The sequence below is a fragment of the Brevibacterium sp. GP-SGM9 genome (genome assembly GCF_047300845.1).
Classification (GTDB): domain Bacteria; phylum Actinomycetota; class Actinomycetes; order Actinomycetales; family Brevibacteriaceae; genus Brevibacterium.
Genome location: NZ_CP178563.1, coordinates 1,966,244 through 1,988,472, shown reverse-complemented (window position 1 = coordinate 1,988,472; position 22,229 = coordinate 1,966,244). Strand labels below are relative to the sequence as shown.

Below are 22,229 nucleotides of genomic sequence, written 5' to 3'. Positions count from 1 at the left end.
CGCTACCTCCTGATGTTCGCGTTCTCGGGGTCGAACAGCGGGGTCGCGTCGACCGCGGCCACGGTCACGGGATACCGCTCCTCCATGTAGACGACGGCCAGGCGGTTGCCAAGCACCGCCTCGGCGGGTGGGAGGAAGGCCATGAGGACGTGCTTGCCCAGGCTCGGCGCCGACCCCGCCGAGGTGACATAGGCCGGATGCCCGTGCCCGTCGATGAGCGGTTCGCCGTCGGGGGAGACGATGGGTTCGCCGCCGAGCATGTACCGCTTCTCCCCGGACGCCGAAGTGTGATCGTCGACGGTGAGCGAGCACAGCACCGTCTTCGGGTCCTCGTCCCGGTGCCGCAGGTGGGCGGACCTGCCCTCGAAATCCTGGGCCTTGACCTTGGGCCTGCTCATCCCGACCTCGACGACGGTGCGTTCGGAGTCGAGCTCGGCGCCGAAGGCCCGGTAGCCCTTCTCGATCCGTCCCGTCGTGGAGTAGACGCCGAGGCCGACGGGGGCGAGTCCGTGCTCGGCACCCGCCTCGGTGAGCATGTCCCACAGCTTCGCTCCAGACTCGATCGGCACATAGAGCTCCCAGCCGAGGTCGCCGACGTAGGAGATGCGCGAGGCGAGAACCTCGAGTGAGCCGACCTGGATGGTCCGGCACGTGCCGAAGCCGAAGCCTTCGTGTGAGACGTCGGCGGTGGTGACCTGGGAGAGGATGTCGCGGGCCCGTGGCCCCCAGAGGCCGATCGTCGTATACGCCGAGGTGAGGTCCGCGATCTCGGCTCCGGAGTCGGGGAGTCGGTCGGCGAACCATTTGCGGTCGACCATGCCGTGGGCGGCACCCGTGACGACCCGGAACCGATCGTGGGCCAGGCGCATGATCGTGAGGTCCGAGCGGAATCCCCCGGCCTCGTCGAGGACCGGGGTGTAGACGACCCGGCCGATCGCCACATCCATCTGAGCCAGCGCCACTCGCTGCACCGCGTCGAGGGCGGCGGGACCGGAGATGTCGAGGATGACGAAGCTCGAGAGGTCGATGAGTCCGGCCCGTCTGCGCAGGGCGAGGTGTTCGGCGTTGATGATCGGTGACCACCAGCGGGAGTCCCATTCGTTGGTCCGGGCCATCACGGCCTCGCCGAATTCCACGAGCAGGGGCGCGTTCGATTCGTACCATTGGGGGCGCTCCCAGCCGCCGGCCTCGAAGAACACGGCACCGAGGTCCTCGTGCAGGGAGTGCATGGGCGAGAGGCGGACTTTGCGATCCGAAGCCCACTGCTCGCTCGGGTGGACGATGCCGTAGGTCGTGTTGAAGGCCTCCGAGGTGCGGGCGCGGACGTGTTCGCGGGTGCGCTGGTGCAAGTGGAAGCGGGCGATGTCTGCGCCCTGGACGTCGATGGCGGGCAGTCCGTTCGTCATCCACTCGGCCACCGCCCGGCCCACGCCGGGACCTTCCTTGACCCACACCGCCGCGGCCGACCACAGGCCTCTGACCTCGGGTGACTCTCCGAGGATCGGCGCTCCGTCGGGAGTCAGGGAAAGCAGTCCGTTGATCGCATAGCGGATTTCGACCTCCGGGTTCGACAGCACTTCGGGCATGAGCTCGAGGGCCTGTTCGAGCTGCGGATCGAAGTCCTCATCGGTGAAGGGCATCTCCGTGGGGGAGAGCTTCGCGGCCTCGATCGAGGGGATCTCGTCCGGGTCGTGGAGGATCGCACGGTGGGCGTAGGAGCCGATCTCCATGTCCGAACCGTGCTGGCGTTCGTAGCAGAAGGTGTCCATGTCGCGCACGATCGGAAACGAGATCTCGCCCGGTCGTTCGGCCAGCTGGGGGACCGGGCCGACGCTGATCATCTGGTGCACGGCCGGGGTCAGCGGGATCGCGGCACCGGCCATGGCCGCAATCCGCGGACTCCACACACCGCAGGCGACGAGGACCCTCTCCGTCGCGATCTCCCCCTTGGAGGTGTGCACGCGGGTGACCTGGCCGTTCTCGACATCGATGCCGGTCACCTCGGTGTTCGCCGCCACCGTCAGTGCGCCTTTGGACTGCGCGGATTCGCGCATCATCGTGCCGGCGCGCACGGAGTCGACGACGCCGACGCCGGGGGACCAGAAGGCGCCGAGGATGACGGAGGGATCGAGGAACGGAACCTTCTCGACCACCTCGGCGGGGGTGACCAGGTGCGATTCGATTCCCCAGGCGCGGGCCGAGGCCATCCGACGGCGCAGCTCCTCCATCCTCTCCTCGGTGCGGGCGACCTCGAAGCCGCCGGATTCGGTGAAGACCCCGAGGTCCTTGTACTGGCGGACGCTGTCGAGGGTGAGGTCGGTGATCTCGCGGGAATGGTCGACGGGGAAGATGAAGTTCGAGGCGTGCCCAGTCGAGCCGCCGGGATTGGGCAGCGGGCCTTTGTCGACCTGGACGATGTCGGTCCATCCGAGCTCGGCGAGGTGATGGACGAGGCTGTTGCCGACGATTCCGGCACCGATGACGACGACGCTGGCCTGGGCGGGAATGGAAGCCATCGACTGGCTCCTCTCCGGAGGCGCCATTGCCTCCAAAAGCATCGGTTGCGTACTGCGCAACGTGATGCGTGATGTGGAACTTGGTACGTCGATCGTCCTCCCGGCGCCGAGGTGTGTCAAGGGGTGTGGCGGGTTCGCTCAGTGGGGTGGGTCGGCCAGGTTCGGTGGGAGCCCGGGCCCGCCTCGGTGCTCGCTTCGGGCCCGCCTCAGTGTTCGCGCCAGCCGAGGCGGGCGGAGATGTCGGCGGCGGCCCGGATGAGCTGGTCCCGCGCAGATTCGACCTTCTCAGCGGTGAAGCGGAAGCTCGGCCCCGAGGCCGAGATCGAGGCGATGACGTCGCCGTGGGCGTTGCGGACGGGCGCCGAGACCGCGGTCAGCCCGACCTCGAGTTCGTCGACGACGAGTGAGGATCCGGTTCGGACCACCTCGGCGATCTGGGCCAGCAGCCGTGGGATCGAGGTCACGGTCTGTGGGGTGTAGGTCTTGAGCTTTCCGCCGAGGACCGAGCGGATTCCGCTCTCGCTCAGACCTGAGAGCAGGACCTTGCCGTTCGAGGTCGCGTGCAGCGGGATGCGCTGGCCGACCCAGTTGTGGCTCTGCACCGAGGCGGGGCCTGCGGCCTGGTCGAGGTAGAGGGCGGCGCCGTCGGAAAGGACGGCGATGTTGATCGTCTCCCCGGTCGCCTCGGCGAGCAGCTTCGTGATCGGGCGGGCCTCCTGGACGATGTCGAGGCGGGCGGTCGTGGCCCCGGCGAGGCGGAGGATACCCAGTCCCAGGCGATACTTGCCGCGGCGCTGGTCCTGTTCGACGAGGCCCCGTGACTCGAGGGTGGTGACGATGCGGGAGGCGGTGGATTTGTGGACGCCGAGTTCGGCGGCGATGTCGGTGACCCCGACGAGGCCGGTGCGGGCGATGATCTCGAGCACCGTGACCGCGCGGTCGACCGACTGGACTGTGCCGGGGTGCTTGGCGACCTCGGCGTGCTGGCGATCGAGACCGCTCTCAGCCTCGTTGCTGTTGCTCATTTCGAAACCGTATCTCAGATGACACAACCCGAACAGGCTGGTTTCGTGTGCGGTAGGGTGAATCCGGTCGGCGAACCGCGGGTTCGTCGGCGCATCTTTCCCCGACGGAGTTGAACACTATGACCAATGGGACCCAGTCGATCGACCGGGCGGCAGAGATATTGTCGCTGGTGGTGAGGGCGGATGACCCGATTTCCTACACCGAGGTGGTCGGGTCCACCGAGCTGGCTCGGTCGACGGTCTCTCGCCTGCTCTCGGCTCTCGAACGCAATGGGCTCGTCGAGCGCGACGGGGACGGGCTCTACCGCGGGGGCTCGCTGTTCGCCACCTATGCCTCCCGCTTCGACCGGGTGGAGACCCTCGTCTCCGCGGCCGACCCGACGCTGCAGCGACTGAGCGAAGAGACGGGGGAGACGGTCAACCTCGCCGTGCCGAGTGCGAACGGGGTGGTCCAGGTCGCACAGGTCGATTCGACCTTCGTCCTCGGCGCCACGAACTGGGTCGACGTCGAAGTCCCGCCGCACTGCTCGGCGCTGGGCAAGGTCATGTACGCCTTCGAAGTCATTCCCCTGCCCACCGGACGCCTCGAGCGCCGCACCCCGCACACCCTGGGATCGCGGAAAGAGCTGACCGACAACCTCGCTGAGGTGCGCGAACGCGGATATGCGCTCGTGCACGAGGAGTTCGAGGCCGGGCTCGACGCCCTCGCCGCACCCGTCTTCGGCATCGATGACCGGGTGGTCGCGGCCGTCGGCATCTCCGGTCCGACGATGCGCATCGCCGAACGTCACGAGGAGTTCGGCCGTCTGCTCGCCGACGAGGCGGGACTGCTCTCACGCAGCCTCAAGCGCAAGGTCACCCACCGGTGAGCGCCTCGCAGCCGCCTCGGCGATCAGTGACGCTGAGCCTGCAGGATCGCAGGTTCCTCGATCTCGCCGTCGAGCAGGCCGAGATCGGCTGGGAGGAGGGCGGGGTGCCGATCGGCGCCGTCCTGGCTCATGGCGATCGTCTTCTGGCAGCCGGACGCAATCGCCGGGTCCAGGAGGACAGTGCCATCCTGCACGGAGAGACCGATGCGATCGAGCGGGCCGGTCGGCTGCCGGCCTCGATCTACCGCGAATGCACGCTGTACACGACGCTGTCGCCGTGCATCATGTGCGCCGGCACCTCGCTGCTATACGGGATTCCGCGCATCGTCATCGGCGAGAATCGCAGCTTCGCCGGCGCCGAGGCTGTGCTGGCCGACCGTGGCGTCGACCTTGTCGTCGCCGACGATCCGAGGTGCCTCGCCCTCATGGCCCGGATGCTCGAGGAGCGACTCGATCTGTGGAACGAAGACATCGGCGAATAGTCGGGGCGGTCCTGGTCAGTGCCGCGTGCGTCCGAACTCGGTGAGGATCGCGTCGGCCATTCCCGCCGAGGCTCGATCGAGGAGGATGCGGCCCTTCTCCGCGGAGGCGTTCCGACCCGATGAGAGGCACCCCGATGCGGGAGTCAGCTCGGGGCGGACAGGGAGCACGTCGTAGTTCGGCAGCACCGCCGGCGGTGCATCATCGACCTTCGTCATGTCCACCTGGTCGGGGAAGAGATGGAGCATGAGCGAGGTCTCGAGGACACCTCCGTGTTCGAGATCCCAGCCGGTGAACCCTTCCGGATAGAGTTCGGCGATCGTCGCATCGTCGACGAAGTCCCAATAGGAGAGCAGCATGATCCGCAGGTCCGCCTGCCCTCCCCGAGAGAGCTCCCGCAGCGCGAGGTCGGCACCTTCGTAGAGGAACTGGCTGTTCTCGAAATGCCCGTTGACGAAGGCCACCTGATGAGTGCCGTGGCGAGCGAACTCGAGCACAAGAGTCTTCGCGATGGCGGTGAGCACGTCGCCGTCGAGGCTCGTCGTGCCCGGCAGGTGGTTGCCTCCGCCGGAGCGCTGCTGTGATTTGTAGCCGTAGACGATGGGCGCAGAGACGATGCCCCCGACGCGGGCAGCCGTCTCGCCTGCGATCGTCCGCGACAGCAGAGTGTCGACCTGCAGGGGCATGTGCCGACCGTGCTGCTCGATGGACCCGGCGGGAATGAGCACCGGCGCCCCGCCGGCGATCGCCTCGGCGAACGAGAACGAATCCATCTCCTCCATGTAGACCGTCATGGGCGTCTCCTCGCCTGCTCGGGGCTTCACCGCTCGGTCATCGCTTTGACCGAGAGGACGGGACAGCTCGCATTCATCAGCACTCCCTGCGCGGTGCTGCCGAAGATCATCTTTCCCACCGATGAGCGTTTGCGCAGACCGATGACGATGAGCGAGGCGCCGAACGCCTCGGCGGTGTCGACGATCTCGTCGGCGGGGTCCTGTCCCCTCAGGGGCTGCCTGAGCTCGTACTCGGCGACCGACGACCGGAGTCGACTCTCGATCTGGCCGATCCGCCGGCGATCGGCGATCGCCCTGTCTCCTTCGAGGGGGTCGCTCTTCGACGCATTGACGACCACGAGCTTCTGCCCGCCGTCGCGTCCGGCTTCGATGATGGCCCGATCGAGGGCGGCTTCGCCCTGAGGGGTGGGAACGTATCCGACGACGATCGTCATGAGGTTCTCCTTCGTCTGCTGGTGTGGTGTGAGTGGTGCGGGATGGCGGAGTGCCCGCAGGAGCGGAACTCTCGTGAGCTCAGTCCCCGGCTCCCGCCTCGGCGAGTCGATCCGCATAGCGGAAATGGATCCGTGGCCCGAAGATTCCGTACACCGTCGCGCTGACGAGGAGTCCGGCCAGCCAGGACAGGTCCAATCCTCCGAGGGCGGTGACCACGGGGCTCTGCAGCGCCTCGAGCGACTGCGCCATGAACAGCCAGGTCGTGAAGATGCCGGAGATCAGGGCGCAGACGCCCGCCCAGTTGATGTTCGGCAGGCGCGCGGTGCCCACCGGGTCGAAGAGACGGTCGCTGGGCAGGGGCCGGACGCGATTGAGCCAGTAGTAGTGGACCAGCATGAGTCCACCCCACGAGGCGACCCACGCGACGAGCGAGCTGAGGAAGCTGTCGAGCACCGCGGCGAGATCTTCCTGGAAGATGAAGAAGATGACGGCGATGAACGAGAGGACTCCGACGAACAGATTGAGGCCGTTGCGCCTGACCTTGATGTCGAGAGCCTGGGTGGCCACGGAAAACGTGTAGATGTTGAGGATGTTCGTTGCGATCGGGCCGTGGATGACGAGCAGGAGCACGGGAATGGCGAGGGCTCCGAAGTTGTCGACGACGAGCTGGCCGGGGTCGACCGACTGCGATTTCGTCGCCAGGCTCGCTCCGAGAACACCGAGCCAGACCACGGGAAGGAACTGACCCATCGTGGAGACGAGGTAGAGCTTGCGGCGTGGCACCGAGCGACTGACGAAGCGGGAGTAGTCGGCGGCGTAGGTGAACCAGGTGATTCCCCAGCCGATGCCGATGACGGTCATCACCGAGCTCATCACGGCGATGCGGTCCCAGCCTTCGAGGACGGCGCCGGGCGGTCCGGCATAGCTCCAGTCGATGTCGAGCCCGAACCAGGCGAACAGGGACATGGCGATGAGGATGACGATCGTCGGCGGCACGGTCCAGCGCTCGAACGCGGCGATCGCCCGATAGCCGAACCAGGCGATGATGACCTGCGCGGCCATGAGGAAGGCGGCGGTGCCGATCTTCCACGCGTAGTTGTGGTCGGCGGTGTCGAGCCATCCGAGCTTGCCGAAGAGCGCGAGCACGAGATCGAGGATGACGTAGGTGTTGATGGCGCACCAGCCGATCGTCACCGACGCCTGGATAGCTGCGGGAAGATAGTTTCCGCGTCGGCCGAATGCTGCTCGGGCGAGCACCATTCCCGTCGCCCCGGTCTTCTGCCCGAGGAGGACGAAGAAGCCGAAGAGTGACATCCCGACGAGGTTGCCGATGACGATCACGGTGATGGTGTCACGGACGCCGAGTCCGAGGTTGATCCCGAGGGCACCGAGGACCCAGTTGATCGGAGCGAGATTGGCCCCTGCCCAGATCCAGAATTGGCCGCCGACTCGAGTGGTTCTCGATCGTTCGGGAATGGCTTGGAGCTGGTCCTCGACATCTGATTGGCCGAGGTGCACTGCGGGCGGTTTGGATTTCTCCACGGTCATTCGAACCTCCATTGGTCGATGACTGCCAGCCTAGGTGTGCGCCGGGAGCGCGACAACGAGTATTCTGTCAATCAAAACTAGGCGATGGCATGACGGAGTGTCGATATTGTGAATCTGCGAGACCTGCTGGCCCATGACTGGATGAAGGCCGCCGACCCTGTTGTGCGCACGGGTGGTCATCGACTGGACGATCTGACCGTGCGCTGGGTCCATTCGAGCGAGGTGCTCGACATCGGTCCGCTGCTGCTCGGCGGCGAGTTCCTCCTCTCCGGTGGAACGGCCCTGTCGAGGGTCTCGGGCGTGAGGCAGGATCGCTACGTCCGCGAACTCGCCGCACATCACGTCGCGGCTCTGGCGCTCGAGACAGGCGGTGAGCTGCGTGAGATTCCCAGTCGGGTGATCCAGGCGGCGGCAGAGATCGGCCTTCCGCTCATCGAACTGCGCCGAGTGGTGCCCTTCGTGGAGATCGCCGAGTCGATCAACAGCTCGCTCGTCAGCGATTCGGTGGCGACCCTGCAGAGAGCCGACGAGATCTCCCACTCCGTGTCGGTCGAGCTGGCCAACGGCGCCGGCATCCGGCAGCTGCTCGAGGTGATCGCCGCGGAGACGGCCGTGACCGTGTCCCTCCTGGTGCCCGGCACCCTCTCTGACGAACTGCTCGGGGTGACCGGCACGCACGGGGCCCCGGAGTCGGCGGCGGAGACCGTCGACATCGAGATCTCGCTGCGGGGGATCGTGGCGGCCACGCTGAGGATGGATCTGCCCTCGCCGGAACAGGAGCCGCTTGCGCAGATCGTCGGCGAACGCGTCGCCGACGTCCTTGCCCTGGCGCTTCTCCAGCAGCGCCGACCATCACTGGGCGACATCGCAGGGATCGAACTGATCCGCGCGGTCGCAGCCGATTCCCGCGAGACGGCGCTGACCGATCTGTGCGAGTCCGCCGGAGTGGATCCGGAACAGCCGCTGGTGATGATCGCCGCGCGGACCACGGACTCGAACCGGCTGCGCGGCAGGCTCGACACCGTGCTGGCCGGCCATGTCGAGCAGGCGATCGTGTATGCGAACCCCGGTGAGACGATCGGCCTCGCACTCCTCGGATCACGTGACCGCCGGGGTCGCCGATCCACACTGCTCGCGGAGCTGAATCGGGCCATCGACGACCTCGAGTCGGCGATCTGCGTCGGGCCGGTCGTCGACGGGATTCGCGGCGGGGCCTACTCCCTCGACCAGGCGCGGCTGACCCTGGAGCTGGCGGCAGCGCGGCCGAGTCGTGCGGAGGTCTTCGACTCCGAAGCCTCCATCATCGACCGCCTGCTCACGGCCAATCTGGGATCGGCGGTGAAGATCCGCCTCGTCGATGAGCTGCTCGGCGAGATCATCGACCATGACGCACGGCGGGGGACCTCCCTCGTCGACACTCTCGAAGCCTGGCTGAGGACCGGATGCAACACCGCCGAGACCGCCCGGTCGCTCTTCCTCGAGCGGCAGTCGATGCACAACCGGCTGCAGCGGATCTTCTCGCTGATCGGCGGCGATCCACGCGGCACCGGCCGGATCACGGGGCTGGCGGTGGCCTTGCGTGCCCTGCGGCAGATTCCGAGCAAGTACCACTCGGCATGAGCGCCGGCGGCATCCCTGGATCGGCGGCGCGCACTCCTGCGACCGGCCGTCGACCGGTCTCGCGATCCTTCGGCGTTCAGTCTCGCTGTCCGCCGGTGAGTTCGCGGTGCGACGAATGGCGCCGTGGTGCGGCAGCGTCCCCGTGGCGCGGTGGTGGAAATTCGAAGCTCAGTGATTGAACGCTTGACTCGGTCGACGAGCGGCTCTAACGTTTATGCAACAAGGTTGTACTGAATGCAACACTTGATTTCGCTTGCGTCGTGTCGCTGATGACCGACCGGTTCGAAGGAGAAACAATGACTGCCACCACTTCGCCACAGGCCACCGATGTCGCCGATCTCGAACGCCTCAAGGTCCTCCACAACGGATCCAAGACTCCGCTGACCTTCTCCGACGCCGAGATGGAACGGCGTCTCACGGGACTGCGGGCGATCATCGCGGAGAAGGGACTCGACGCCGTCATCCTGACCTCGTATCACAACATCAAGTACTACTCGGACTTCCTCTTCACCTACTTCGGACGCTCCTACGCGATGGTCGTCACCGCCGATGACTCGGTGACGATCACGGCCAACATCGACGCGGGCATGCCCTGGCGGACCAGCTACGGCGAGAACATCGTCTACACGGACTGGCGCCGTGACAACTACCTCTATGCGATCCAGGAGGGCCTGCGCCAGCGCGGGGTCCCGGCTCCCAAGCGCCTCGGCGTCGAGGATGACAATCTGCCGTTGGACAATCGGAACAAGATCCAGTCGGCATTCCCCGACGCGGAGCTCGTCGACATCGCGCAGGCGGCGATGCGGCAGCGGATGATCAAGTCACCCGAGGAGATCGAGGTGATCAAGCACAGCGCCCGCATCGGCGATCTGGGCGGCGAGGCGATCAGGGCCGCAATCACCGAGGGCATCAGCGAGTACGAGGTCGCCCTCATCGGCACCGAGGCGATGGTCCACGAGATCGCGAAGACCTTCCCCGATCAGGAGATCAGGGACACCTGGGTGTGGTTCCAGTCCGGGATCAACACCGATGGCGCCCACAACTGGGCGACGACACGGACAGTGCGCAAGGGCGATATCCTCAGCCTTAACTGCTTCGCGATGCCGTCGGGCTACTACACCGCGCTCGAGCGCACCCTCTTCTACGGCCAGCCCGACGAACGCTCGCTCGAGCTGTGGAACATCAACGTCGAGGTGCACAAGCGCGGTATCGAGCTCATCAAGCCCGGTGCGGTCTGCAGGGACATCGCCGCGGAACTCAACGAGATCTACATCGAACACGGACTCTTCGCGAACCGGACGTTCGGCTATGGGCACTCGTTCGGAGTGCTCAGCCACTACTACGGTCGCGAGGCCGGACTCGAGCTGCGCGAGGACATCGACACCGTCATCGAGCCCGGCATGGTGATCTCGATGGAGCCGATGATCACGCTCCCGGAGGGTGAGCCCGGTGCCGGCGGCTACCGCGAACATGACATCGTCGTGGTCGGTGAGAACGGATCCGAGGACATCACCAAGTTCCCGTTCGGCCCTGAGCACAACATCATTCCCGCCTGACATCGCGTCGGCCCGAACCCGGTCGCCCGGCGGACGGTGGTGCAGCCGCACCCCGTGCGCCGGGCGACTGCTGTGCGCGATTCGCTCGGTCATGACATTCGCCGGGCGACTGCTGTGCGCGATTCGCTCGGTCATGACATTCGCCGGGCGACTGCTGTGCGCGGGAGGCCTGCCGTGCGCTGGGCCGCGCTGAACCGCCTCGGCGGATAATAGGATGAGGACTATGCCACAGCAGACTTCGACCTCGGAACCCAGCGGGCGGGGCGCATCGGTCATCGAGAACACCGTCGCGATTCTGCGCTGCTTCAGCCCCGACCGGCAGGAGCTGGGAGTCACCGAGATCGCGCCCCGGGTAGGGCTGCACAAGAGCACCGTGTCGCGGATCCTCGCTTCGCTCGAACGCGAGGGAATCGTCGAGCAGGGTTCGTCCCGGAGGTACCGCCTGGGACTGGGCATCATCGCCATCGCCGGGCCGCTGCTGGCCGATCTCGACGTGCGGCGTGCAAGCTATCCGATCCTGCAGAACCTCACGGCGGAGACCGGCGAGACCAGTGCACTGATGGTGTGGAACGGGGCGGAGTCGATCACCGTCGAACAGATTCCCAGCGCTCACGAGGTCAAGCACACCGCCAGCCTCGGCTCGCGGTACGGCACCGCGCACAGTGCGTCGGTCCAGGTCTTCCTCGCCGCCGGGGACGCCGAGCGCGCGCGGGAGCTCATCGCGGCCGGCACGATCACGGAACTCGGCGACGAGGCTGCGATCGGCGGCTATCTCGACAAGCTCGCCGAGGTTGCCGAGCGCGGCTACGCGATCAACTACGGCGAGACCTCGTCCGAGGCGGTGGGCATCGCCGCGCCGGTCAGGGACCACCGCGGTGAGACGGTGGCCGCGATCCTCATCCCCGCGCCGATGTTCAGGGTCGACGCTCCGACCCTGGAGCGCCTGAGTCGCAGCTGCGTCACCGCGGCACTCAAGGTCACCCGCAGCCTCGGCGGACACTGAGGACTGCGCGTCGGCCGTGTCACTGATGATAGTGAGCCGGTGGTCCGGTCGGCCAGCTGCGCCAGCGGGTCAACCCGGTGGCGACCGCGTGGCACGTATCGGTCACCGGTTGTTTGAGAGGTCGATCGGTTCGGGAGTGATCAGTCGGTTTCGCGGCTGCAGCCCTGCCGGCCTCTGCACAATCGGGCGGACGTGGATGAGACCCGGTGAGAGCAGGAGCCAGTCCCGCATCTCATCCGTGACGATGTCGACGTCGAGGTGATTGGTGAAGCCTTTTCCGGGTACGTGACCTGCACCGATGGAGGTCAGATCGTTCCACAGAGTTGAATTGACGATCGTGTTGCTCGTCGCCTCGGCGATGTCGATGTCGGCGGTCTCGAACGAGAAGTTGCCGCTGACGAGTCTGCTCGGGCCGAGGCGGATGAAGTCGGGAGTGCCTTCGACGACGAGGTGGCTGCCGCTGACGGGCGTCAGTTCGTCCCAGCCGTCCCGATTCTCGCTCGGATAGTCCACGACCTCGTCAACGCAGATCATCGGCGAATCCCTGCCCGCGAGAGCCTCGTCGGTGACCGTGCCGAAGACACCCGACCAGCTGGGAACGGTCGGCAGCGCGTGCCTCGGATCGACGATTCTCACGAAGCAAGAGTCCCCGCGGACACGATGAGTCAGCGGCTCCACCTCGGCGACCGATTCGACGTCCTCATCAGGGAGCTCGCGCTGGCGCAGAAACAGATCGCCACGGGAATCGGAATCGATGAGCCCCGCGGCGAAGACGCGTTCACTCATGGTCTTCAGGGTACTCGGCCCGCCTCAGATCCGGTCGAGCTTGTCTGGATTGTTCACCATCCGCAGGCCGCGGATGAGGCCTGCCGCATCGAGTTCGAGATCGAGGATCCGGTCGCGACCGTCTCGGCTGAGTGCGATTGCCAGGCCGCCGTTGACCTCGACGATGCCGCGGACGTCCTGACCGTCCGGATCACCGGGAGTGAGCACCGAAGTGAAGAAGCGAACGATCTTCTCGGCCCCGAAGACGGGGTTGAGCGCCGAGGCGATCTTTCCGCCCCCATCGGTCCAGAGCACGGCATCGTCGGAGAGCAGCAGGCGCACCGAGGTGGCCATATCGCCGCTCCGGATCGCATCGACGAGGCGATCGAGCGCCCTGCGATTCGCCGGTCGAGTCGTCTCCCGGCCGGCATCCAACCGGCGGGCGGCGCGGGAGATCATCTGGCGAACGGCGGCGGGCTGCTTCTCGAGGATCTCGGCGACCTCCTCGGTGCTCATGCCGAAGGCTCGAGTGAGGACGAAGGCGGCGCGAGCTTCGGGGGAGAGCTGCTCGGCCAGGTGGAGCAGCGACAGAGATAGCAGCTCCCTGTTCGCAACCGCCTCCTCGGGCAGCTGATCGGTCGCGATGGGTTCGGGAAGCCAAGGCCCCGGGTAGTCCTCCTTGACGGTGGCAAGGTGGCGGGAGTGATCGATGGCCCGTCGCACGCACACCGTCGTCAGCCACGCGGACCAGGAGTCGATCGGCTCGGTGGCTTCGCGTTCATGGACGAGCGCGGCGATGCCGACCTCCGAGACAACATCCTCGGCGTGGCCGGCATCGCCGAGGATCCGATAGGCGATGCCGAACAGGCGCCCTCGCTCGGCGGCCCAGGTGCGGGTCGCCGGGGTGAGGGTGTCTGTGTCGTTCACGATGCCTGGCTCGGTCTCGTCCACGCGTCCACTCTAGATCAGGCCTCCGGCGGCGTGGTCTCGGTGGCGATGGCCAGGCGGTTCCAGGTGTTGATCGTCGAGATCGCCAGCAGCAGGTCACCGAGTTCCGTGGGTGAGAAGTGCTCGGCCGCAGCGTCACAGATCTCGTCGGTGACGGTCTCGGGACCGAGCGTGGTCACGGCATCGGTGAGGGCGAAGACGCTGCGCTCCCTGTCGTCGAAGAGCGATCCGGCATGCTGCCAGGCGGAGACGGCGTAGAGCTTGCGCGAGGGAACTCCGAGCTTCTCGAGGTCGCTCGAATGCATATCGACGCAGAACCCGCAGCCGTTGACGATCGAGGCGCGGAGTTTGACGAGGTCGTAGAGTTCGGCCCCGAGCGCTTGCCTGCAGTAGGTGTCCAGGTGGAGGACGGCGGAGTAGCCCTTCTTGTTGATCTGATCGATGCTGATGCGTGCCATGGGTGTCCCTTTCGGTCGAAGTCGGCTCGATGTGTATCGCGCCGAGGAGTCTCGTCGCGCGCAGGGGAGCGCCCGACATCATGGTTGTCGGGCGGCGAGCGGAAATTGTGACAGGGGTGGCGGGATCGCTGATCACTCTGCGGGCAGGGGCCCCACCGCTACGAGCTCGTGGTCACCCCGTCGAGGTCGGCCTCCCCGAGGGCGGCGAGCTGCTTGCGCCGCCACACCTCGGTGTCCTTGATCTGGTTGAAGGTGTAGATGTGCAGCCCGGCCACACCCAACGCCGGATCGTCGAGGGTCGGGCCGAGCTTGTCGAGGAACTTCCGCGGGTTGTAGCCGCCGGGCTTGGCCATGCGGGTGAAGGTCGCGGTGTTCTTCCGCAGGAACCTCGTCGACTCGCCCACGCCGATCTTCGAAGCCACCCGCGCCAGCTTCGCGAGTTCGACCTTCCCGGCGATGCCGAGGATCAGCGGCAGCTCGACCCCGCGCCCCCGGACCCGGGCCAGCCACGCGGCGACGGCGGCGGGATCGAAGCACAGGTTCGACACGAGGTGGGTCGCGTAGTCGCGTTTGTCCCACATCGCCTGGATGGTCACGTCATCGGGGATGATCGGATGCGTCTCCGGGTAGGCGGAGACGCCGAGGTGCTGGATCGGCGGGGCCATGCTCGCAAGATCGACGAGCAGGTCGAGGGCGCCGGCGTACCCGCCCGCGGGCGGGGTGGCGTCACCGGCGGGAACGAAGATCCGGTCGATTCCCGCCTTGGTGATCCGAGCGACGATCTCCTCGAGCTCGGTCCGGCCCTGCACCATGCGGGCGGCGATATGCGGGACGGCGTGGAAGCCGAGCGCCTGCAGCTGCTCGGCCGTCGACAGGGTCGCCTCAAGCGTCAGGCCGGTCGACGCGGTCACCGTGATCACTCGGCCGGGGGCGACATATTCGTGGACGCGTTCGACGACGCCCGCGGTGGGCAGGATCTCGTAGCGGGCGGATCGGAGCAGCGAACTCAGCGTTGCGGCAGACAACCTCGTCTCCTTTCGGCCGGCGGTCGCGGTGATCGCAACACGCCTAAGTTACCGGTCAGAAGTCCTTGCATCTCCTGTGGCCCCGATTCTACACTCAAAGCACCCATAATATGGGAATTCAGTTCCATAATATAAAACTCTGCAAGCAGGGGGAACACCATGGACAACAACGTCCCGTCAGTGGATCAGAGCGACAGAGCCGTCCCGATCAACCTTCGCCAATCAGGCCCGACCCCGGTCGAAATGCTCATCGACACCCGAGTGCGCAAGTCGCCGTACTGGGAGCTGTCCGTCGAGCAGGGATGCTGGAGGGCATCGATCTACAACCGCATGTACCACCCGCGCGGCTATGTGCCGCGGGAAGACGGAGGGATGATGGTCGAGTACCAGTCCCTCGTCAACGACGTCACCTTGTGGAACGTCGCCGTGGAACGCCAGATTCAGGTCAAAGGGCCCGACGCCGAGGCGTTCGTCAACTACGTCATCACCCGTGACGCAACCAAGATCCCCGTCATGCGCGCCCGCTACGTGATCCTGTGCAACGAAGCTGGCGGCATCCTCAACGATCCGATCCTGCTGCGAGTGGCGATCGACGAATTCTGGTTCAGCCTCTCCGACACCGATCTCATGCTCTGGCTGCAGGGGGTCAACGTCGGCGCGAAGTACGACGTCACGATCCAGGAGATCGACGTCGCACCGGTGCAGGTCCAGGGCCCGAAGTCCGTCGATGTCATCTCCGATCTCGTCGGTGAGGAGGGCCGGACCCTGCCGAGCTATGGACTCATGGAAGCCCAGGTCGGCGGGCACGACGTCATCATCTCCCAGACCGGGTTCACCGGCGAGAAGGGCTACGAGATCTACCTCAAAGATGCGACGAAGTACGCCGAGGACATGTGGAACGCGGTGCTCGCCGCCGGTGAGCCCTACAACCTCAAGGTCGTCGCCCCCAGCCACCACCGGAGGATCGCCGCGGGCATCCTCTCCTGGGGTCAGGACATGGACTTCGAGACCTACCCCTTCCAAGTCAACCTCTCCTACCAGGTGCCGCGGAAGAAGGAGGCCGATTACATCGGCAAGGCCAAGCTCGAGGAGGTACGCGCCCAGATCGAGGCGGGGACGCCGCCGTACTCCACCCAGCTCGTCGGTCTGTTGGTCGGAGGCAAACCCATCACCGACTACGCGCCGGACTTCTGGCTGGTCAGCGCGTCCGCCGACGGTGAGGCCGTGGGCTATGTGACCTCACCGTGGTATTCGCCGGAGCTCGAGGCCAATATCGCCATGGCTCATGTTCCGGCGACGGCGACCGCGCTGGGCACCGAGTACTGGGTGCATCTGCCTGAGCCGTTCGCCGACACCCCAGGTGAGCCGGTCCGCGCCGAGGTGGTCGAGATGCCGTTCCGTCCGAGCGTCAACCCCAACCAGCGCGAACGTCTGAAGACGAAGGGACTCGACGCCGCCGTGTGAACCTCCGTCGCGGCGTCGCATGACGCTGCGACGTGACGACAGTGCGGAAGTCGGGGGCCGCCCCTGAACCGAGCGCGGTCAGCCTGGCATTGAGCCGCTGGCCGCGCTCGTCTGTGCTGTCCGCCGACTCACTTCTTCCGCAGGGACTTCACCTTCGCGAGCAGCTCGTTCTCCGCATTCGGGCCTGCCTTGACGCCCGTCGGCAGACGGAACATGAAGATGACGCCGACGAGGAGCCAGACGGCGAAGCCGACCCACGACTGCCAAGCCAGCTGTGCGGAGACCGGGGTGATCGGGATGTAGAGGATGAACAGGATGAAGGTGAGGACCGAGGAGATCACGCCGATGACGAAGCCGCCGCCCCGGGCTCCTCCGATCCGCAGGGGGCGTTCCATGTTCGGTTCGCGCTTGCGCAGAACGAGGAATCCGACGCTGACGAGGAAGTAGGCGATGACGATCGCGGGGGACCCGGCGTCGACGATCCACCCGAGCGCCGCGGTGCCGAAGAACGGGGCGATCGCGGAGAGGGTGCCGATGAAGATGATCGCGTTCGACGGTGTGCGGTACTTCGGGTGGAGCTTGCCGAACCACTTCGGCATCATGCCGGCCGTGGCCATCGCCCACATCAGGCGCGAGGAGCCCATGAGGAAGGCGTTCCACGAGGTGATGATGCCGGCCAGCCCGCCGGCGATGACGATCTTGCCCCAGATGGCCGAGCTGAACATGATCGACAGAGCATCGGCGGTGACGAGATCGTGGGTGCCCATCTGATCGGCCGGCAACGCCAGCGAGGTGGTGCCGATGATGATCACGTAGAAGGCGATGGCCATGACCACGGAGACGACGACGAGCTTGCCGATCTTGGCCGGTGGAAGTTTGACCTCCTCGGCGGACTGGGGAATGACGTCGAAGCCGACGAACAGGAACGGCACCACGGCCATGACCCCGATGAAGCCGGCCCCGCCGCCGGTGAACAGCGGTTCGGTGTTCTCGATCTCTCCGCCGATGAAGCCGCCGGTCAGCAGCATGAGGCCGACGATGATGAGGAACCAGACGACGAAGGTCTGAACGAGTGAGGCCACCTTGACGCCGCGGATGTTGACCCAGGCGATGACGATCGCGCAGATCGTGCCGACGAGGGCCCAGGTGAGGTAGACGTCGAAGCCGGCGACGTTCCACAGCTTGATCTGCTCGAGGTTCGGGAACAGGTAGACCGCGGTCTTCGGCACCGAGACGGCCTCGAACATGACCACGCTGATATAGCCGCCGGTGATCGCCCATGACCCGAACAGGGAGACCCGTGGGCCCATCGCCCGAATGAGGTAGTTGTGCTCACCTCCGGCATGGGGCATCGCCGCGACCATCTCGGAGTACACGGTGCCGACGAAGCACATGATGATGCCGCCGACGACGAAGGCGAGGATCGCGCCCAGCGTGCCGGCGCCGCTCAGCCAGTCGCCGGTGAGCACCACCCAGCCGAAGCCGATCATCGCGCCGAAGCCGATGAACAGGGCATCGACCGTGCCCAATGCTCTGACGAATCCGTGGCCGCGGTCGTGCAGCTCTGTCTCGGCCTGGCTCATGATCAACCTCGTCATTTCGGTCGGGGCCGTGCCCGCGGTGCGATCGCCGGTGACCGGTTCGCTGCTCGAGCCCGTTGAGTGTTCACTGATTGGCAGAGTAGCAGGATTCTGAGAGATACCGGAGAGTCAGCGCTCTGTGACTCCGGTGGTGCTAGATTTCCTCTGTGCACAGCTCACATCGCAGCGCGATCGATCGTGTCATCGCGGGCTACCTGGCGGCACTCGTCATCGGAACGAGTCTGCTCATGACCCCGGCGGCCACCGTCGCACCCGGCGGAATCTCCCTCCTCTCGGCTCTCTTCACCGCCACCTCGTCGCTGAGCGTGACGGGCTTGGTCGTCCTCGACACCGGGCAGGACTTCACCTTCTTCGGACAGTTCGTCATCCTCGCCCTCATCCAGGTCGGAGGTCTCGGAGTCCTGCTGCTCACCGCCCTGCTGGCACTGCTCATCGCCCGCAAAGCGGGTCTGAAGCTGCGCCGCTCGGTGGCATCGGAGACGAAGAGCGAGGTCATCGGCGGCATCAAGCCGATGGTGCTGCGGATCGCGGGGCTGACCTTCGGTACGGAACTCGCGGTCGCCTCGGCGCTGTTCCTGCGGTTCTCGATCCACTACGACGAACCGCCGCGCCAGGCGGCATGGAACGCCGTGTTCCACGCGATCTCGGCCTTCAACAACGCCGGCTTCGGGCTCAAGTCGGACAACCTCATGGCCTACGTGGCCGATCCATTCGTCTGCGGGCCGATCGCCATTGCGGTCATCCTCGGCGGGCTCGGCTATCCCGTGCTCATCGAACTGGTCCGCCGCTACCGCTCACCGTTCACCTGGGGGCTGACGACGCGGGTGATGGTGGTGATGACTCCGCTGCTGCTGATCGGCGGCACCGCCTTCATCGCCGTGCTCGAATGGAACAATCCCGGCACCATGGGCCACCTCGACGCCTGGGGCAAGCTGCAGGCCTCGGCATTCCAGTCCACGATCACGCGCACGGCCGGATTCAACTCCGTCGACATCAGCCAGATGCACTCGCTGACCTGGTTCGGAATGGACATCCTCATGTTCATCGGCGGCGGTCCCGCCGGAACCGCGGGCGGGGTGAAGATCACGACCGTGATGGTGCTGGCCGCGACGACATGGACGGAGATCAGCGGAGGCCGCGCCGTCAATCTCTTCGGACGGCGCATCTCGCGGTCGGTGCATCGTCAGGCCACGACCGTCATCGTCCTCGCCCTCGGACTCATCGTCTGCGCGACGATGCTCATCCTCTTCGACGCACCGCAGCTCGGTCTCGACCGGATCCTCTTCGAGGTCATCTCCGCATTCGGCACCGTCGGACTCTCCACCGGGATCACCGCGGATCTGCCGCCGCTGAGCCAGATCGTCCTCATCCTCACGATGATCCTCGGCCGCCTGGGCCCGGTCACCGTGGCCACGGGGCTGGCCCTTCGCTCGCGACCGCTGCGCTTCGAACTGCCGAAGGAGCGGCCGCTCATCGGATGACCGGATACAAGGCCCGCCCAATGACGGCGACACCACAGACAATGCAGACACGAAAGGTCCACAGAGATGATTGAGAAGAACTGGATGGCGCGCTCCGCGTCGTTCTTCACCGGAGATCCCACCCGCTTGGCCAAGGACGGTGCCGTGGCCGTGATCGGTCTGGGGCGGTTCGGCGGATCCCTGGCCAAGGAGCTCGCGAGCCATGGGGTCGACGTCATCGGGATCGACATCGCCGAGGCGGTCGTGGCCGAATTCGCCGACAGGCTCGCTCATGTGTCCCGCGGTGACGCCACCGACGAGGTGGTCCTCCGTCAGCTCGGCATCGACGAGGTCTCCCGCGTCGTCATCGCCATCGGCAGCGATCTCGAGGCGAGCATCCTCGTGGCCTCACGGATCCTCAAGCTCGGCAATCGCCATATCTGGGCGAAGGCGATCAGCGAGCCCCACGCCGAGATCCTGCACCAGCTGGGCATCCCCAATGTGATCAGCCCGGAGAACGACATGGGCCGCCGTCTGGCGCACCTGATCCGCGGGCACATCTCGGACTTTCTGCCGATCGACGAGGATTTCGTGCTCGCTCGCACCACCCCGCCCGTGCGGATCGCCGATGTGCCGTTGGCCTCGACGGGGCTGCGCGGAAAATACGATGTCACGGTCGTCGCGTTCAAACGTCGGGGCGGCTCCCGCTGGGACATCGCCGACCGCGACGTCACGCTCTACGCCGATGACGAGATCCTCATCGCCGGCAGCCCCCACCATGTCGAGGTCTTCAGCGAGCTCGACAAGGACACCGAGGGGTGAAGGCCGAGGGCTGAGGGGCGGTCAGCCGCCGAAGGACCGTCAGTCGAGGTCGACGGATCACTCGCCGAGGTCGACTCAGTCGCCGAGGTCGACGACCTCGAATTCGAGGAGTTCGGCTGCGCTGGAGACGGGCTCCTTGCCGGTCGACTCGTGGGAGGATTTCCGGTTCTGCTTCCAGTTCTCGAAGTCCTCACGGGTGGCCCACTGGGTGTAGACGAAGTACTTGTCTCCGCCGGAGACGGGGCGCAGCAGCTGGAAGCCTTCGAAGCCGGGAGCTCCGTCGACGGAGTGCTTGCGCGCGGCGAAGCGCTTCTCGAGTTCGGCGCGGGCGGGTTCGGGGACGGTGAGGGTGTTGATGGCAACGACGGACATGTTGACTCCTTCTCCGGTGCTGATCGAGTGCAGATGACGACGCCGAGGTGGCGAGTCATTCTCGAGCCTATGACGCGGAACTGAGTCCTGCCTCAGCTGTCCACCATGGTGCCGTTCTGGTCTCAGCTGCTTCCTCGGAGTCGGCGCCGCCCCATCGCTTCCGAGGGTCAGCCCACGACGTCGAGTTCGGTGAACCTGAGTTCGGGGGCGTGCTTCTGCGCGGCGCGACGGATGCGTTCGGCGGTGAGTTGGCTGATCGTCGGGAACGCCTCCCCGCCCGCGTCGCCGCCCGCATCTGCGCCCCCGCCCGCATCCGGGCCGGCACCGCCTTTGCCGCCCCCGCTGACCGCGGCGCGGGCGTTCTTCGAACGCAGCTCCTCCGGCGTCTGCACGAGCACGAACGAGCGTGCCCCCGCATCGCGCGCATTCGCCTCCATCACTGCCTGCGCCGTCGTGCCGGAGCCGGCGAAGAAGTCGAGCACGATCGCCTCGGGATCGAAGAAGGTCTGCGAGGCGACCAGCGCCTTGACCAGCTCCACCGGCTTCGGATAGCTGAAGATCCCGCCCAGACCCAGGGCCTCGAGGTCGTTCTGCCCGCCGAGTGCCTTGATGATCGAGTACATCTTCGAGCTCGCCTTCTCGGCCGGGGTCACGCGCACCACCGCGTGCTTGCCCTCACCCCAGGGCCGCAGGATGTACTCGCCCGTGGCCAGCTTCGCGTCCACCTCGGCGAGTTTCCTCTCACCCTTGACCGCGAGGATGTCCTCGTACATCAGCCGCCGCTCGGACCCGCGCGCATAGCGGCCGAACCCGGCCCGGAGCACATCGGTCTCGACGAGCATGGCCCGGCCGTCGATGACCTCGAGCTTCGCGGGGGATTTCTTCTCGGTGAGGAACGGCCCGACCTGCGCGGCATCGCGGCCCCAGACATGGACGTAGTCGTGTCCGCGGACGAAGGAACGCGCATTGCCCCCGCCCTTCGCCCGCTGATGGATGAAGGTGCCCAGGGAATTGTCCTCACCGAAGATCTCGTGCCCGAGCAGCTGTGCCCAGGCGCTCTCGCCGTCGTCGAGGTGAAGGAAGAGCACCCCGTCGGGGCGCATGAGTTCGCGTGCGAGGAGCAGCCTCGGCGCCATGAAGGACAGCCAACTCGCATGATCGTGGCCGTGATCCTTGTAGTCGTGCGCATTGCCCGTGTTGTACGGCGGATCGATGTAGACCACCTTCACCTGCCCCCGATGCGTGCGCAGCAGCGCGGTGAGGGCCGGCAGATTGTCGCCGATGAGGAGGAGGCTCTCGTGCGGGTCCGGACTATAGGGGGCCGCATCATCGCCGGCGCCGAGGTGGGGGAGCGGTCCGTGCGGATCTACGGAGACGAGCCGGCGACCGAGGGCGAACGCGGCATCCTTGCCGGGCCAATTCAGCGCGGTCGTCATCCTTCTCCTTCACGGTGATCGGTGCAAAGATT

The 22,229-nt window shown here is 66.2% G+C and carries 20 protein-coding genes; 8 read left to right on the top strand and 12 right to left on the bottom strand.

Translation table 11 applies throughout. From position 1 onward, the window contains the following. Positions 1-2 precede the first annotated feature (2 nt). Both ACH82I_RS08990 and ACH82I_RS08985 read right to left on the bottom strand, forming a co-directional pair. The gene (locus ACH82I_RS08990; protein WP_413336721.1) at positions 3-2,516 is read right to left on the bottom strand and encodes a GcvT family protein; all 2,514 of its coding nucleotides are present in this window, start codon (positions 2,514-2,516) and stop codon (positions 3-5) included. Positions 2,517-2,722: 206 nt separating this feature from the next. Next, the gene (locus ACH82I_RS08985; protein WP_413336720.1) at positions 2,723-3,541 is read right to left on the bottom strand and encodes an IclR family transcriptional regulator; all 819 of its coding nucleotides are present in this window, start codon (positions 3,539-3,541) and stop codon (positions 2,723-2,725) included. Positions 3,542-3,660: 119 nt separating this feature from the next. On the opposite strand from ACH82I_RS08985, the gene ACH82I_RS08980 reads away from it, so the two are divergent. Then, positions 3,661-4,410 (top strand): IclR family transcriptional regulator, encoded by a 750-nt coding sequence (locus tag ACH82I_RS08980; protein ID WP_413336719.1) that lies wholly within the window; start codon positions 3,661-3,663, stop codon positions 4,408-4,410. Next, complete coding sequence (locus ACH82I_RS08975; protein ID WP_413336718.1) at positions 4,407-4,892, top strand: nucleoside deaminase; 486 nt, start codon at positions 4,407-4,409, stop codon at positions 4,890-4,892. The genes ACH82I_RS08980 and ACH82I_RS08975 overlap by 4 nt, the downstream gene beginning before the upstream one ends. A 15-nt stretch (positions 4,893-4,907) precedes the next feature. On the opposite strand, the gene ACH82I_RS08970 is transcribed toward ACH82I_RS08975, so the two are convergent. From ACH82I_RS08970 to ACH82I_RS08960, 3 genes are all read right to left on the bottom strand, one after another. Further along, positions 4,908-5,684, bottom strand: a complete 777-nt coding sequence (locus ACH82I_RS08970; RefSeq protein WP_413336717.1) for a creatininase — start codon at positions 5,682-5,684, stop codon at positions 4,908-4,910. 26 nt (positions 5,685-5,710) lie between these two features. After that, positions 5,711-6,118, bottom strand: coding sequence for a universal stress protein (locus tag ACH82I_RS08965; RefSeq protein WP_413336716.1), 408 nt, complete (start codon positions 6,116-6,118; stop codon positions 5,711-5,713). 79 nt (positions 6,119-6,197) lie between these two features. Continuing rightward, entirely contained in the window at positions 6,198-7,667 is a 1,470-nt protein-coding gene (locus ACH82I_RS08960; RefSeq protein ID WP_413336715.1) for a purine-cytosine permease family protein, read from the bottom strand. 108 nt (positions 7,668-7,775) lie between these two features. Between ACH82I_RS08960 and ACH82I_RS08955 the strand changes: the two genes are divergently transcribed. The 3 genes from ACH82I_RS08955 (at position 7,776) to ACH82I_RS08945 (ending at position 11,846) form a co-directional block, all read left to right on the top strand. Beyond that, positions 7,776-9,287: a PucR family transcriptional regulator gene (locus ACH82I_RS08955; protein ID WP_413336714.1), complete on the top strand. Its 1,512-nt coding sequence runs from the start codon at positions 7,776-7,778 to the stop codon at positions 9,285-9,287. 296 nt (positions 9,288-9,583) lie between these two features. After that, positions 9,584-10,843, top strand: a complete 1,260-nt coding sequence (locus ACH82I_RS08950; protein WP_413336713.1) for an aminopeptidase P family protein — start codon at positions 9,584-9,586, stop codon at positions 10,841-10,843. 223 nt (positions 10,844-11,066) lie between these two features. After that, positions 11,067-11,846, top strand: coding sequence for an IclR family transcriptional regulator (locus ACH82I_RS08945; protein WP_413336712.1), 780 nt, complete (start codon positions 11,067-11,069; stop codon positions 11,844-11,846). A 102-nt stretch (positions 11,847-11,948) separates the two neighbouring features. On the opposite strand, the gene ACH82I_RS08940 is transcribed toward ACH82I_RS08945, so the two are convergent. From ACH82I_RS08940 to ACH82I_RS08925, 4 genes are all read right to left on the bottom strand, one after another. After that, positions 11,949-12,632: a hypothetical protein gene (locus ACH82I_RS08940; RefSeq protein ID WP_413336711.1), complete on the bottom strand. Its 684-nt coding sequence runs from the start codon at positions 12,630-12,632 to the stop codon at positions 11,949-11,951. Positions 12,633-12,656: 24 nt separating this feature from the next. Further along, a complete protein-coding gene (locus ACH82I_RS08935) occupies positions 12,657-13,562 on the bottom strand; it encodes a sigma-70 family RNA polymerase sigma factor (protein WP_413336710.1) in 906 nt (301 codons plus the stop codon). Between the two features lie 14 nt (positions 13,563-13,576). Continuing rightward, positions 13,577-14,017, bottom strand: coding sequence for a carboxymuconolactone decarboxylase family protein (locus tag ACH82I_RS08930; protein ID WP_413336709.1), 441 nt, complete (start codon positions 14,015-14,017; stop codon positions 13,577-13,579). 158 nt (positions 14,018-14,175) lie between these two features. Then, complete coding sequence (locus tag ACH82I_RS08925) at positions 14,176-15,042, bottom strand: methylenetetrahydrofolate reductase (protein ID WP_413336708.1); 867 nt, start codon at positions 15,040-15,042, stop codon at positions 14,176-14,178. Positions 15,043-15,201: 159 nt separating this feature from the next. Here ACH82I_RS08925 and ACH82I_RS08920 point away from each other — a divergent pair, with 159 nt between their 5' ends. Further along, on the top strand, positions 15,202-16,506 hold the full coding sequence (locus ACH82I_RS08920; protein WP_230748451.1) for a glycine cleavage T C-terminal barrel domain-containing protein: 1,305 nt from the start codon (positions 15,202-15,204) through the stop codon (positions 16,504-16,506). A 128-nt stretch (positions 16,507-16,634) separates the two neighbouring features. Here ACH82I_RS08920 and ACH82I_RS08915 read toward each other — a convergent pair whose 3' ends face one another. Next, complete coding sequence (locus ACH82I_RS08915; RefSeq protein WP_413336707.1) at positions 16,635-18,089, bottom strand: APC family permease; 1,455 nt, start codon at positions 18,087-18,089, stop codon at positions 16,635-16,637. A 164-nt stretch (positions 18,090-18,253) separates the two neighbouring features. On the opposite strand from ACH82I_RS08915, the gene ACH82I_RS08910 reads away from it, so the two are divergent. Together ACH82I_RS08910 and ACH82I_RS08905 are read left to right on the top strand one after the other, a co-directional pair. Continuing rightward, complete coding sequence (locus ACH82I_RS08910; protein ID WP_230748449.1) at positions 18,254-19,588, top strand: TrkH family potassium uptake protein; 1,335 nt, start codon at positions 18,254-18,256, stop codon at positions 19,586-19,588. Between the two features lie 66 nt (positions 19,589-19,654). After that, complete coding sequence (locus ACH82I_RS08905) at positions 19,655-20,389, top strand: potassium channel family protein (protein ID WP_230748448.1); 735 nt, start codon at positions 19,655-19,657, stop codon at positions 20,387-20,389. A gap of 75 nt (positions 20,390-20,464) precedes the next feature. On the opposite strand, the gene ACH82I_RS08900 is transcribed toward ACH82I_RS08905, so the two are convergent. Together ACH82I_RS08900 and ACH82I_RS08895 are read right to left on the bottom strand one after the other, a co-directional pair. Further along, on the bottom strand, positions 20,465-20,761 hold the full coding sequence (locus ACH82I_RS08900; protein ID WP_413336706.1) for an antibiotic biosynthesis monooxygenase family protein: 297 nt from the start codon (positions 20,759-20,761) through the stop codon (positions 20,465-20,467). Between the two features lie 167 nt (positions 20,762-20,928). Continuing rightward, positions 20,929-22,197 (bottom strand): site-specific DNA-methyltransferase, encoded by a 1,269-nt coding sequence (locus tag ACH82I_RS08895; RefSeq protein WP_413336705.1) that lies wholly within the window; start codon positions 22,195-22,197, stop codon positions 20,929-20,931. Between the last annotated feature and the right edge of the window lie 32 nt (positions 22,198-22,229).